Consider the following 14,877-nt stretch of genomic DNA (forward strand, 5'->3'; position numbering starts at 1 on the left):
ATTAAAATCAAATACGCTTTACAGGAACTGAAAGATAGGAAAGACGCTTAAGTTCACGCCGACCTACGGTCACACTTTCTAAAATCAATCCGGTCACAAACGAAATTGATGCTAACAGAATCAATCCTGTTGAGAGTAATGCCGTAGGCAAGCGAGGAACGAGCCCCGTTTCGAAATAGTAGGTGGCCAAAGGAAATGCTAAAACGAATCCGGTAATACTGAACAAGAGTGCTAAGATGCCATAAAACATCAGAGGCCGTTCAGTTGCATATAACCTAAGGATCATTTTTGCGATGCGAATCCCATCTCTGTAAGTGTTCAACTTACTCGCTGACCCTTCCATCCTTGCACTGTAAGGGGTATCCACTTCACTGTAAGGCATCCGGAGTTCGAGAGCATGCACAGTGAGTTCTGTTTCAGTCTCAAAACCTTTTGCCATTGCCGGGAATGATTTAACATAGCGACGTGAAAAAACACGGTACCCCGATAACATATCCGAAAACTTGCCACCGAAAATACTTTTCACGCATCCGGTAAGCATCTTATTACCTAAAGTATGCCCCATACGATACGCTTCTTTATCTTCATGTTTTCTGACGCCGACAACCATATCAAGGCGTTCATTGATTAATCTCTCAATCATTTTGGGGGCACTTGCCGCATCGTAGGTTGCATCGCCATCTACCATTATGTAAATGTCAGCAATGATGTCCGCGAACATGCGCCTGACGACATTACCTTTTCCCTGTTCTTTCACGGTAAAAACTTTAGCACCTGCCGCAAGTGCTCTATCAGCAGTATCGTCATTTGAATTATTGTCAAACACATAAATTGATGCTGAAGGTAGATGTTGTTTGAAATCCTTAATCACTTGTGAAATTGAGACACCCTCATTATAACAAGGCACAACAACTGCAATATCATATTCTTTCTGTTCAATCATCATTAGCAATCCATTTCTATTTGAAATTTAAATTCACTATTTCACTTCATTAATATCCAGACTGACAAAACCCACACCCAGCATTCGTTTATCTTCTCCGAGATTTAGAGATTGAGGTGTCGTTGGTGCAGGAGGCATGATAACAATTTCATTTGACTGTTCATTTGAATTGAATTCAATCGATTGGATAGTATCATCCTGTTGCAACCTCACTGTACGATATACACCTGAATAGCTGATTTTAATATCCTTGCCTATATTAGGCCCAAAAGCATGTCCCTTAAGCGTAATAACAAAATGCTTAGGTAAATTAGCTTTGAAGCTGATCGATACTTTTTCGGCTTCAGTCTGATCTGACCATCTTCCCCATGCCTCATGCTGTGAAAGCCCTTCAATATCTTCGACATATGAAGGATAGGTTGGCTGAGTAAAATCAATAGTTAGTTTTTTGCCAGATAACGTAATTTGCTGACGATTCCCGCTTTCCACTGAGTTAACAAAGCGCGTAAAAGAAGGAAACAGCGTTTTATTTCCGTAGCCGCTCAGATGATCTCCATCAAAAAAGAGTGGTTTACCATTTTTATAAGCACTACATTTACTTTCACCACATAAAGTCGGGAGCGGATCCCAGACATCTAATGGGATAGTTTTACCTAACTCCGAATAGCTAGCTAAAATAGGTGCCCGATAGTTTTCAATGACTTCACGTGAGATTGAATCTCCACCCTTACAGATAGGATTGCTTTTGTTGAACCAGTCAGCACATCGATACACTGGAATCTTAAACAGAGGTTTTGGTGCTTCGAAAATGATGTGAACCCCCTTATCAACAAAGGGTTTTAAGGCCTCTTTTGCATAATCTACTGTACGTTCGCGCCCTTTTTCAGCCCGCTCACTAAACAGAATATCCGCATGTTGCCTGTCTCCGAAATAGGCCCACTGATCAACGAATCTCGGCAATCTCAATGAAGCCAGGAAGAGAATGTCTCCAGGCTTCACTCTTTTAATAATATCCTGAAGTGACGAATCTGAATATTTCTGACATTGAGGGACATCCATATCTCTTTCTGGCGTAAAGCTGAGGAAAGGACAGCCACCATTATTGTATGCAAAAATTGTCGTCTGCGTTTTGATTGCAAAACTTTTAAATAATCCAGAGTATGCCAGGGCATGCGAATCCCCGATAACGAAAATCTGATGTGGATTAGGCGAAGCTGGTTTATCACAACCTTTCACCTTATAAATCAGTAACAACCCACCGTTTACATCAACATGTTCTGGCTCTGCCTGGCAGCCAGGATAGCCCTCAACAACACCACTGCCTTCAGGATACCAATCCTGTGGGAATTTAGTCAGTACGCTTTGCGAAATTTTCCCTACGCGGGAATCGATTTTTGCAGCAGCTAAGTATGAAATCCCTATAACCACAACACCTGTAAATAGTACGATCCAGTTATTTCTTTGTGCAATAAAGTGCGCGTTTCTGACAGGTTTTTCGATAACCAGATAGGAGAAGAGCGAAAACAATACTGCTATCAGCAATGCTAATAATTGTTGTGAAATCTTTTCGAGGCCGTAAGTCCAGCGAAAGAGAACGAATACCGGCCAGTGCCATAAATAAAGCGAAAAAGACAATTTACCAATAAATCTAAGGAATCTGTTACTTAGCAGACTGTTGACGATTGATGGCGCAACGCCATCATAGAGACTAAACAATAGCCCAAGTGTACTTACTGTGGCGAGTAATGCACCTGGCATCGGGAAGCGATTGGTATCAGTGATGATGAAAGAAATCAGTAAACCTGCCAGAGAGATAACACTGATAATTCTTCTGAACCAGATTACCCGATGTTGTGAGTTAAGTTGCTGTCTGAACGCAGACATGAACTGGTATAACAATACACCTGAAGCCAGTTCCCAAAAACGACTAGCTGTAAAGTAATAAGCCTGTGTAGGTTCTGTAGCTGATAGTTTAAATGAATATACCAGAGAAGCCACGCCTAAGCACAAGTATATAACTGAAGACAAATACCGCTTTTTTGATGACAACCAGAAGATGTAAAGAAATGGAAATATTAAATAGAACTGTTCTTCAACACCTAGTGACCACGTATGCGTGAACGGATTAAAATCTGTGGTTGGAGCAAAGTAATCTCTTCCTGTTGAAGCGAGGATGAAATTACTGAACCCGAAAAATGCATAATAGCCTGTAGACTGATTAACCCAACTTAGCCATGAGCCGGGAATAAAGGCTGTTGATAACAAAAAAACAACCAGCAGCATAAATATTAACGCAGGAAATATACGCTTTATTCTTCGACTATAAAATATTGCAAAGAACTGTCGGATGGTTGCGCCTTTAAAAGCCGCTACTGAAGCACTTACGATGAAACCTGAAATAACGAAAAAAACATCTACGCCAACAAAACCGCCAGGCAATAAATTTGAATTCAGGTGAAAAAACACCACTGCTAAAACTGCCAGAGCACGTAAGCCATCAATGAAAGGATGATATGGAATATGCTTTCCTGCTAACTTATTATTCATTCGCCAACACCATTTAAAAAGTATTCTTATATTTATAAAAGCAATAATTCATTTTCGGCAAAAGAAAACCCGGCCAAGCCGGGTTTTTTTTAAACCTGGGTAACAGCTATTCTAACCACTCGGTGTGGAACACACCGTCTTTATCAATGCGCTTGTAGGTATGCGCACCGAAGTAGTCACGCTGCGCCTGAATCAGGTTAGCAGGGAGCACTTCTGAACGGTAGCTGTCGTAGTAAGCGATCGCCGCAGAGAAGGTTGGCGTCGGGATACCGTTCTGAATCGCGTAGGAAACTACATCACGCAATGCCTGCTGATACTGATCAGCGATATCTTTGAAGTACGGAGCCAGAAGCAGGTTAGCGATGCCTGCATCTTCTGCGTATGCATCAGTAATCTTCTGCAGGAACTGGGCACGGATAATGCAGCCAGCGCGGAAGATCTTCGCGATTTCGCCGTAGTGCAGATCCCAGTTGTTCTCTTCAGACGCGGCACGCAGCTGTGAGAAGCCCTGAGCATAAGAAACGATTTTACCCAGATACAGAGCGCGACGAACTTTTTCGATGAATTCCGCTTTATCACCGGTGAAGGCCTTCGCCTGTGGACCGCTCAGTACTTTAGAGGCTGCCACACGCTGGGTTTTCAGCGAGGAGAGGTATCGAGCGAACACAGACTCAGTGATCAGTGACAGAGGTTCGCCGAGATCCAGTGAGCTCTGGCTGGTCCATTTACCGGTGCCTTTGTTCGCTGCTTCATCCAGAATCACATCAACCAGGTATTTACCTTCTTCGTCTTTCTTGGTGAAGATATCTTTGGTGATGTCGATCAGGTAGCTGCTCAGTTCGCCGTTGTTCCAATCAGTGAAGGTCTCAGCCAGCTCTTCGTTGTTCAGACCCAGCGCGCCTTTCAGCAGAGCGTAGGCTTCTGCGATCAGCTGCATGTCGCCATACTCGATGCCATTGTGAACCATCTTCACATAATGGCCCGCGCCGTCCGGACCGATGTAAGCCACACAGGCTTCGCCATCTTCTGCACGTGCAGCAATTTTATCCAGAATCGGAGCAACCAGCTCGTAGGCTTCTTTCTGACCGCCAGGCATGATAGATGGGCCTTTCAGTGCGCCCTCTTCACCACCGGAAACACCGGTACCGATGAAGTTGAAGCCCTGGTCAGAAAGCTCTTTGTTACGACGGATAGTATCTTTATAGAAGGTGTTACCGCCATCGATCAGGATGTCGCCTTTATCCAGGTGTGGAGTCAGGGAGGCGATAGTCTTATCGGTCGCTTCACCCGCCTGAACCATCAGCAGGATACGACGAGGTTTTTCCAGCGATTCGACAAACTCTTCAACGGTGTAAAAAGGAGCAAGTTTCTTGCCCTGGTTCTCGGCGATGACTTCATCAGTCTTTTCGCGTGAACGGTTAAAGATAGAAACAGTGTAACCGCGGCTCTCAATGTTAAGAGCCAAATTGCGGCCCATTACTGCCATACCTACAACGCCGATCTGTTGCTTGGACATTACATACTCCTGTCTGTGGTCTCGCATGGTGTTACCCGTAACACCACTTTGTAAGTGATCAGTATGTTAACTCAGGATAGCGGATTAAAGGTAATGAATGGTGCGGTCGTGCAGATGAAATTATCTGAAAATAAATCACACACTTAACAAGGATTTATAAAGCTTTGTATAGCTTTGAATCATTCTATCTGCTGTGAAAAGGGATTCAAAGCGTGCCAGCGCAGCCGCACCATAGGTCGTTGCCAGCTCGGGGTTCTGCCAGATTTCATCCATCGCCCGTCGTAATGCTGCGGGATCAGATGGAGGGACGACTAATCCTGTGACCCGATCAATATTGATAAAGGTTGTTCCCGTTCCGATCTCGCTGGAGATTAGTGGTTTTGAATAGAGAGCACCTTCCAGTAAAGAGATACCGAAAGCTTCTGAACGTAAATGAGACGGGAAAACCAGACAGGTACATAACTGTAGCAAGGCAGATTTTTCGCTGTCTTCCAGCGCACCCAGGAAATGAATATTGTTCACGCCTAACTGCTGCGCCTGCGATTTCAGCTCAGCCTCAATAGGTCCTGCACCAACCACGACGATTGGATAACGGCTGTTCTTTGCCGCCTCGATTAAGATATGCAGGCCTTTGTAATAGCGAAACGTTCCAATAAAGAGAAAGAAGCCATCCGGAAATCTTGCCTGCCATTTTTGCAGAACGGCAGGATCGTTATTTTGATAAAACTGTTTATCAAGACCGTAAGGAATAACTTCAACTTTATCTTTGAACTGCTGCAGGACCGGGCTACTTTCAACATAGTTTGGCGACGCGGCAACGATACGGTCTACACTGGAGAGAAAACGGTTCATCAACGGCGTATAGAGCCTTAACAGCACCTTCTGTTTAACAATATCAGAATGATAACTCACTACTGATGGCTTTTTGATGCCAGCAGCAAAATGCATAAAGTCCATAAAGGGATACGGGAAGTGGTAATGGATGATATCCGCCTTCTGAGCCAGTTCCCTGAACTCTTTTATCGCTGAATAAGAGAATGGCGTGGAAGCAAACTCACACTGCGTTTTTACCCGATGAATCTGATGATTATCCAGCGTGTTTTGTTTGGTTTCAAATTGCGGACTATGAGTAAAAACAACAGACTCAATACCTGATTTAAAACCACCTTCTGCGAGCTGATAAATAACCTGCTCGATGCCGCCAAAAGTATCAGGGTAGTAGGTTTTGTAACAGTGTAGAACTTTAATCATATATATCTTGCGACCTGCTCATAAGCTTCAATGGTTTTATCCGCACACAGTGACCATGAAAATTCGCGGGCACGCGCTAATCCCGTATCAATCATACGGCGCTTTTCATCAGCGTTTTCAATCATCATCTGGATGTAATTTGTCAAAGCATGAACGTCCTGAGGTTCATGCATTAATGCTGCATCTCCAGCGACTTCCGGAAGTGATGTTGCATTTGAGCAGATCACGGGCGTTCCTGATGCCATCGCTTCAAGAACCGGCAAGCCAAAACCTTCATAGATTGAAGGGAAAACAAAGCTCGTTGCAGCACTGAATAAAAACGGCAGATCTTTACCGGGTACAAAACCTAAATATTTTAGCCACCCTTCTCTCTCGCCCTTGTCAAAGAGTTTAAAGAGTTGCTCATTTTCCCAACCCTTATAACCACTAATGACTAACGGGAAAGCAGTTTTTTCCTGAGCGGGCAGACGATCATACGCCTGAAGCAATGTCAGGATATTCTTTCTTGGTTCAATCGTGCCGGTATACAGAAAGAAACGTCGCCACTTAAGATTGTATTTTTCAAGAACATGTTGTGTTTCTGCTTCATCCCGGGGATGAAAATGTTCATTACAGGCCAGAGGAGCTACGGCAATCTTATGATCTTCAATACCAAAGAAATCAATTAACTCATTCTTTGTGTAATAAGAGTCAGTAATCAACATCGATGCACGCGAAACGGTATTCCTTAACTCTTTTTGCATCAGGTGAACACGTCCAGCCGGATGAAATTGAGGCCAATGGAATACTGATAGGTCATGAAAGGTGGCAACACAATGTTTCACGCGAGGAGGTAGATAATAGTTTGGACTATGAAATATATGATTCTTAAAATGCCTCAGCGCCATCATTTTCATTACCGGGAAAGTCAAACGGTATATTTCACTTACTGTTTTGCTTCTTTGTAACTTACGCTTTAGAGATTGAACCGATTGAGCAGACTCACTCGCGACTGCAAGTGAGTCGCGAGTCTTAGTGCCATGAAGAAACGTCAGCGCGACGTTATCTCTTTCCTGAAGCTGTTTAGCAAGCTCAAACGCATAACGGCCAATACCGGTTAAAGGATATTTAATACAGTCCGTAGAATAAACGACGTTTATTGCTTTGCTTCCAGCATCCATTTCAGGGTATCTCTAAGAGGGATTTTAGACGAAGTCTCACCGACTAAGCTACTGAGCAAAGTGATATCGCCACAAAGTTCTTTAATTTCATTAGGCCGTATAAAATCAGGATTAACTTCAATCTTAATATCATGGCCTGTCAGGGATTGGCAGAGATCAACGACTTCCCTCAATGAATGCATTTTACCTGAAGCGACATTGACAGTCTGACCAGATGAGCGGGAATGAAGTAATGCGGAATAGCTTTTAACCACGTCACGCACGTCGGAAAAATCACGCCATACATCTATGTTGCCCAGCTCAATGACATCTTTTCTCTCACGAAAATGTTTGACGATTTTCGGAATCAGGAAATTTTCTGCCTGACCGGCGCCGGTGTAATTGAATGGCCGGGTAATAATAATCGGCAATTTTTCATAAAACAGACTGGTCATATACTCCATTGCCAGCTTGCTTACCGCATAGTCATTTGCAGGTCTGGCAGGAACTGACTCTGCTAATTTTCCCGGTGTGTTATTACCGTAAACATTAGCACTGCTGGCGATCAAAACTGCATCCGGCATTTTTGCTGATTCGCTAAGAGCCTGTAATAGATTACGCGTACCGCAAAGGTTTACACTATAGAACGCATTCGGGTCGGTATGACCAACAAAAGCGATGGCTGCAAGATGAACAACGACGTCAGGCTGAATACTGTCAACAGCATTTTTTACCTGTGCTGCATTAGTAAGATCAACCTGAAAATAGCGTGAGGAATTCTGGGCGGGAGTTGAACCGAAACCATAAACTTCATATCCGGCAGCGGATAAATCCGCTGCCATATATTGGCCGGTAAAGCCCTTGATCCCAGTGATCAATGCTTTTTTGCCATTAGTCATATCAGAAGGAGAACCCTTGTTTATTGCGGCGCAGATCTTCTTCTACCATCATCGCACACAACTCTTCGAGCGTGGTTTTTGGTTCCCAGCCCAGAATGTCCTTCGCGCGCTGTGGATTACCAATCAGTAATTCTACTTCAGCAGGACGATAGAACTTAGGATTGACCTTAACCACCACTTTATTAGTGGCTACATCGATGGCAACTTCCTGGTCATCTTTGCCTTCGAAGCGCAATTCAATGCCAGCAGCTTTGAACGCCATTGAAACGAAGTCACGGACTGTTTCAGTGCGGTTGGTTGCCAGGACAAATGTATCTGGCTCATCAGCCTGCAGCATACGCCACATGCCTTCAACATATTCCTTAGCAAAGCCCCAGTCACGCTTGGCGTCCATGTTACCTAACTCAAGCACATCCAGCTTACCGAGCTTAATTTTGGCTACAGAATCGGTGATCTTACGGGTCACAAACTCCTGTCCACGCAGTGGTGATTCGTGGTTAAACAGAATGCCGCTTGAGGCGAAGATGTTGTAGCTCTCACGGTAGTTAATTGTCATCCAGTGGGCATACAACTTTGCAACGCCATACGGGCTACGCGGATAGAAAGGTGTATCTTCTTTCTGCGGAATAGCCTGCACTTTACCAAACATCTCTGAAGTAGACGCCTGATAGAAACGAATTTTAGGGTTAACGATGCGAATAGCTTCTAACAAGTTTACCGGACCAATACCTGTAATTTCAGCTGTGGTCAGCGGCTGGTCAAAAGAAACACCTACAAAGCTTTGAGCCGCAAGGTTGTAGACTTCGGTCGCTTTGCTTTCCTGAAGTAAACGAATGCTTGATGACAGGTCAGTCAGATCATATTCGACCAGATGAAGATTAGGATTTTGTTTAATTCCTAACTCTTCGATGCGCCAGAAGTTTACTGAACTTGTACGGCGATAAGTACCAAAGACTTTATAACCTTTATCAAGTAACAATTCAGCTAAATATGCGCCATCCTGACCAGTGATGCCTGTAATAACTGCACTTTTCATTTATAGATAACCTTTTAATCAAAGAGTTTTTTTACAAGATTTTCTGCACTTTGCGCCCAACTTAACCAACTAATCTCAGCTGAATCAGGGTGTGCATTGTTTTTGAAGAGTTCGATCCACTCTTCTATAGCTCGAGCTAATACCTCAGGCCGATTGGATTGGAAATAAAAAGCGCCCTCACCAGCAACTTCACGAAGCACCGGAACATCACGTGATATCAATGGTTTGTTATGCTGTGAGGCTTCAATTAACGGAAGACCAAAACCTTCGTCTTCAGATGGATAAAGTAAGCAGTCAGCGTTCTGATAAAGCTCATTAAGTAATTCATCGCTGGCGTTATCAAACCAGAAGAGTTTTTTGTTTAACAACGGATGATTTTTAATCGTATCGACAATCTCAGGGATCGTACGCCTCGCATCATCTGGCAACCCCTTCCAGCCTTCTTTACCCACGATAACCAGGTGGGATTCATTACCTGCTGCCCAAAGCAGTTCGAAAGCAGCCACAGTCTGCAAATGCCCCTTACGTGGCTCCAGTGTACCAACCATGAGGAAAGAGAGATTCTGTTTAATCAGGTTAACCTTGTCAACATCGCCCGAATTAATGCCACCTGAAGGTATTGTTGAGGAAATATCCGCACCATGATGAGAATACTCTAGCTGCAAACGTGGATTATCTAGCTTTTTGGACAAAATATATTTTTTAACTTCGCTAACAACAGCATCAGTAACGCAAATTATTTTATCAGAATACTCGATTATAATATTAAGCCATGCTGAAAAACTTTCATTACTTCCAGGCGGGAAGAAATGATTTTTGGTAACAGGTAAAATATCATGAATCATGAATGTGACATTAACACTGTTTTTTAAGAGATGGTCATAAAATCCATTTTTTTGGGCATCTATGACTAAATCGCAGGCTAACTCGGATGAAAAGTAAACATCGCCTGAGTTAAAATCGACACATCTATCGTAATCAATATAAGGTGCAATACCAGGATAGAGTTTTGCCATGAAACTATTGGCTTCACGTAAAGTATAACCACTTTGCTCTTTATTCAGATATACAGGCACTACGCTAAAACGATTATCTGATAGCTTGGTCAGCTCAATCAGCAGGGCTCGGGTAACACGCTCAATCCCGGTCCATAAATCAGAATCTTTAATGAGGGAAACATCAAAAAATAACTTTCTGTTTGATTTCATGCGGGGAAAGTTATTGGCTATAAGATTAGCGTAAGGTTCATACTGTTTTTCCGGAATATCCAGCTTGTTGATAATCTGATTAACAGTAAGATTATTTTTACTATATGCAGCCTCTATATGATTAAAACATGACTCAGCACATCTTTCGGGGCTATGCTCTGCTGAGATATAAAGATGCGCGCTATCGCCAAGATCTTCTCTGAATTTTTTATCCTCGCACAATTTATCAATAGCCGTGATCAAATCGCTCAGCATGAACTCGTCAGCGAGCTTAATAACTTTGTCATCAGGGAGCTCAGCCATTGAACCATTAGCGTTGATAATTGTTGCTAAACCATAATTCATGCAATCTAAAACAGCGGCAGAGGTTTCCCCCCGGGATAAAGCACGGAGCTGAACACCAATATCAGCGGCAACCAGATACTGCCGGTAAAGAGCATCAGAAACCCACCCGGTGATCTCGACAGCTGACTCAAGATGATACTCTTTTATTAATGACTCAATCCGATCTTTATAGCTACCACCAAGCTCTCCAACAAAAACCATTTTGATCTTATGTTTTAGCTCATTATTTAAAGCTCCTAACCCCTGAATCAAAAGGTGGTTGAGTTTAGAAGCATCAAGAATACCAAATGAGCAAATCAATATTTTATCTTCAGAAATATTAAGTTCTTTTCTGACCTGTTGCTTATCCTGAGAAACGGGTTCAGCACGCAACAATGGAATACATTCCCAGTCAAGCGCGCGACTGTTTGAATACCATTGTTTTGCTAACTTCCTCGAATAATCGGAATGCACTATAACGGCCGTAGCATTACTCAGCACATTAAAGTTTGACGGGTAATGATACATTACCTTCTCATCGTCATTAATATTCGCTCTTTGAATAAGCGCATTATAACCATGAGAATCAAATAACTGTTCGCTCCATGAACGTTCATGACCAGCAAAGGTTTCTTTATAGCGGAAATAGTTACTGAGATAAAAATCATGCATACAAACAATGCCGGGATAAATTTCCAGAATCTCATGCATATAATCATGAAATATGGAATTACCCATTTGATAAATGATGCGATCATAAATTTTTGAGCTGTTTAAAAATTCGCTCGCTGTAATGAAAGAATAATAACTATTCTCTCTTATATCAGACTGGTTTTCATCAATAACCACATCAATATCATAAAATTTTGATAGCGCTGGAAGTAACTCTTCGCTATATAATGAAATACCTGATCGCGCAGGACTTAAAGGTGTAAAAAATGCTAACGTCTTCTTAAGACTGCCAGCATCCTTCAGGACAGTCGTTTCTTTACTTTCAATGACTTCTTCAAATGCAGAAAGCGCAATAGCAGCAGAAGTATCCCATGAAAAGGCTTGAGCTCGCGACAAGCCTTTTTCTTTCAAAGAAGAATAAAGTGATTCATCCGTAAGCACATTGGTAATCTTCTCTCTGATGTCTGACACGCTTAGCGGATCAAACAACGCCTCTTCGATACCAATTACTTCAGGTAAACTGGTATTGCCTGCACCAATCACAACGGCGCCGCAAGCAAGAGCTTCCAGAGCCGGCAGGCCGAATCCTTCATGCCAACTGGGAAAGACAAAGAGTTTACAGGTGTTATAAAGCTGAACCAGCTCTTCATCAGTAATATAACCAGTCATGATCATCGACATGTGTTCTAACTTACACTGACGAGCATGGTGATTGAGTTTATCGATGTCAAATTGCGATAATTTTCCTGCTAATACAAAATCATACTGTTTCTGTAGTTCAACAGGAAGCTCACTGAGTGCTGTTATCAGAGCAGGAAGGTTTTTCCGTTCATCTGCTCCTCCAGAATACATAATAAATGGTTTAGTTATTTTAAATTTAAGTTTGAGCTCGTTGATTTTATTCTGGTCTGATTCTATAACTCTGAAAATATCGTCACAGGCTGTAGAGACATTAACAATATCTTCAGCTTTATCTTTAAAATACTCTTGTCCTTCATGTCTTGAAAAAGCAGAGATAGCCAGTAACTTTTTACATGCCTGCAAATAAGAAATCTTCTCAAGATAAAACTTCTTATAATTGGGGTTAGGTTCCAGATATTGTGCAGGATTGTGTAGCGGAATCAGATCATAAAGGGTTGTGACAACGGGTGTATCCGTATCGAATTCATTAACGCTTAAGACGCTATCATCTTGATAGCCTTCGAACATAGCCGGTATATAGATGATGTCAGGCTTATGGCTTTTAAAAAATGCTTCCCGAATAATTTTTGCATTTGAATTATTATGATGATTGGCGGGGTTTTCAAATGCACAGGGCCCTGCCGGGTACCAGAACTTAATAGCATTACGGCCAACCAGTGGAGAAAACTCATTGACTAAATCTTTTACTGGGAAAGCACCATTACCTATTAAAATAACTTCATATTTTTTATTAAATGCCAGTTTAGCCAGAGACTTAACTATCGCACGAGTATACCGGCCAATACCTCTGAACCGACTCTCTGACTGCAAACCCTGCATATCAATTGCTATGCGCATCAATCGTTCCCTCTTTGACTTTTAAGCATCTTGATTTTTTTAATATTGATAACAGTGTCTTTGGATTTTTGGCTTTCATTTGAAACATCGACTAATGGTGAGGCGACTGGAACTGTACTTTGTAAATAAATGCTTTTTAATTTACCGTAAAGGCCAATCTTTTTTGTTACAGCTATAGCTAATTTTCGAGCCTGATAGTTGGCAAGCACTTTTCTGGCAATTGGTAAAGCCAGCGCAACAACTTTGCGTTTCAAGGGAAATGTTGTTTTTTTCGCAGATTTTAGACTATTTATAACTCTTAATGGTTTTGTAAGTCGCCATGACTTACTTGCATAGATGTTTTCAATAAGATGCTGGTGACACCATAATTCATCTGCCAGATGTTTCTTTTTATTGACCGCACTATCAAGCTCTTGGTTCTTTTTACTCAGTTCCGAATTAAGCAAATCCCTTTCTTTCGCCCTGTCGGAATTAAACTTCATTAATTTTTTAGTTAATTCTTCGGCCTCAGAACGAAAATAATTTTCATTTTCAACGAATTGCAAATTAAGATTTCTGAAAAAAATATTCTCCAGCTCAATAGGAATCGTATCGATGTTTATATTTGTTTTATTCCAGCCGTGTTTTAAGTTCAGATAATAGAACAGATGCTTATCCCTGATACTATCTTCATCAGGCATCGTGATGCGCCAGTCGTAATATTCTTTGTTGAAAAGGAAATCGAATGGGACCAGATAGTTAAGCAATGCGAATCTTAGCGCATCGACAAACCCGGCGCTGTCACGGCTAATGAATGAAAATGGAGAATCGCCTAATATCTCACTTGGTTTTCCCCATAACAATGCTTCGAAACCTACACTCGAATTAATAGTAATTATTTTTTCGCATAAAGCGATAAATTCCTGAGGCGTTAAATCCTCACTTCCATTTTCTATATCTTTATAATTAACACGTCCGTAAGGGTGTTTGCGGATCAAAACTCTGCTGGTTTTACTTTTGACGTAGTCAATAATTTTGGGATTATCAAACCCGTTATTATAAGCAATAATATTTGAATCATCTTCAACCTGAAGAGGCACACCAATTTCGTAATTATCAAATTTACGAATGGGTTTTACGACTTTAAGAAAAAGACTTAGCAGCGCTACACGTCCAAAATTTGCATATCGATCGTTGCTTATGTGATAATTTTCAAACCGACGGGCAGCCTCAGTATTCCCATTAACACCACTAAAATCAAAATAGCAAGTCGGTAAATAAACAGGTTCTCGTAATGGTCCTAGTTCATTATGAATAACAGGAATCTGATGTTTGTGTGCAATTTTTTTTACTGAAGGACAGTTTGACCATAATACTACAGCTTTAATATCAAACGTTTCTTTGATTCTGACAATTTCAGATTCAAACAGCTCCATCAATGGCTCGTACTCTTGGGTAAGAATATGCTGCCATACGATGTTTTTAGATTTATGCTTAACTTCCAGAGCAGAAAAAACATCGCTGCTCCAGATAATTTTATCCAGATTTCTTAACTCTTCATTGTCTGGCAAGGAAGTATTAAAATCTGCCAGCCAGTTCTCAGGTAAATGCGGTGGCACATCCTGAAAAATCTTCTCATGTCCGATATGTATCGCGTCATTACAAGAGAAACGCTTAACACTCAGGTAAAAAGCGGTTAGAAATGTTTCATAGGAATATTTGACGTCATAGGGAAGCCAAAAAAATAGATATTTGGATTTCTTATTTGACATTACTCGCATTCACCTCATGTGATTAACACATATTTCCTGAAATTTCAGACTG

The 14,877-nt window shown here is 41.7% G+C and carries 9 protein-coding genes; all 9 read right to left on the minus strand.

Annotation, left to right across the window (positions count from 1 at the left end; translation table 11 throughout):
- Positions 1-7: 7 nt before the first annotated feature.
- Complete coding sequence (locus AC6I8B_RS12725; protein ID WP_122888974.1) at positions 8-943, minus strand: glycosyltransferase family 2 protein; 936 nt, start codon at positions 941-943, stop codon at positions 8-10.
- Positions 944-979: 36 nt separating this feature from the next.
- A complete protein-coding gene (locus tag AC6I8B_RS12730) occupies positions 980-3,490 on the minus strand; it encodes an acyltransferase family protein (RefSeq protein ID WP_157352575.1) in 2,511 nt (836 codons plus the stop codon).
- A 106-nt stretch (positions 3,491-3,596) separates the two neighbouring features.
- Positions 3,597-5,006, minus strand: coding sequence for an NADP-dependent phosphogluconate dehydrogenase (gene gnd / locus AC6I8B_RS12735; RefSeq protein ID WP_157352578.1), 1,410 nt, complete (start codon positions 5,004-5,006; stop codon positions 3,597-3,599).
- Positions 5,007-5,141: 135 nt separating this feature from the next.
- Positions 5,142-6,257: a glycosyltransferase family 4 protein gene (locus AC6I8B_RS12740; protein WP_157352581.1), complete on the minus strand. Its 1,116-nt coding sequence runs from the start codon at positions 6,255-6,257 to the stop codon at positions 5,142-5,144.
- Positions 6,254-7,417 carry a glycosyltransferase family 4 protein gene (locus AC6I8B_RS12745; protein WP_497817450.1) on the minus strand — a complete coding sequence of 388 codons (1,164 nt, stop codon included), beginning with the start codon at positions 7,415-7,417 and terminating at the stop codon, positions 6,254-6,256. Before AC6I8B_RS12745 ends, AC6I8B_RS12740 begins: the two co-directional genes overlap by 4 nt.
- Positions 7,393-8,295: a GDP-mannose 4,6-dehydratase gene (locus tag AC6I8B_RS12750; RefSeq protein WP_122888701.1), complete on the minus strand. Its 903-nt coding sequence runs from the start codon at positions 8,293-8,295 to the stop codon at positions 7,393-7,395. The genes AC6I8B_RS12745 and AC6I8B_RS12750 overlap by 25 nt, the downstream gene beginning before the upstream one ends.
- Position 8,296: 1 nt before the next feature.
- The gene (gene gmd / locus AC6I8B_RS12755) at positions 8,297-9,331 is read right to left on the minus strand and encodes a GDP-mannose 4,6-dehydratase (protein ID WP_122888700.1); all 1,035 of its coding nucleotides are present in this window, start codon (positions 9,329-9,331) and stop codon (positions 8,297-8,299) included.
- 14 nt (positions 9,332-9,345) lie between these two features.
- The gene (locus AC6I8B_RS12760; RefSeq protein ID WP_157352587.1) at positions 9,346-13,074 is read right to left on the minus strand and encodes a glycosyltransferase; all 3,729 of its coding nucleotides are present in this window, start codon (positions 13,072-13,074) and stop codon (positions 9,346-9,348) included.
- Positions 13,074-14,825, minus strand: coding sequence for a GT99 family glycosyltransferase N-terminal domain-containing protein (locus AC6I8B_RS12765; RefSeq protein WP_157352590.1), 1,752 nt, complete (start codon positions 14,823-14,825; stop codon positions 13,074-13,076). Before AC6I8B_RS12765 ends, AC6I8B_RS12760 begins: the two co-directional genes overlap by 1 nt.
- Positions 14,826-14,877 lie beyond the last annotated feature (52 nt).

The organism is Pantoea sp. X-Soil-ISGK-285, from assembly GCF_059730815.1.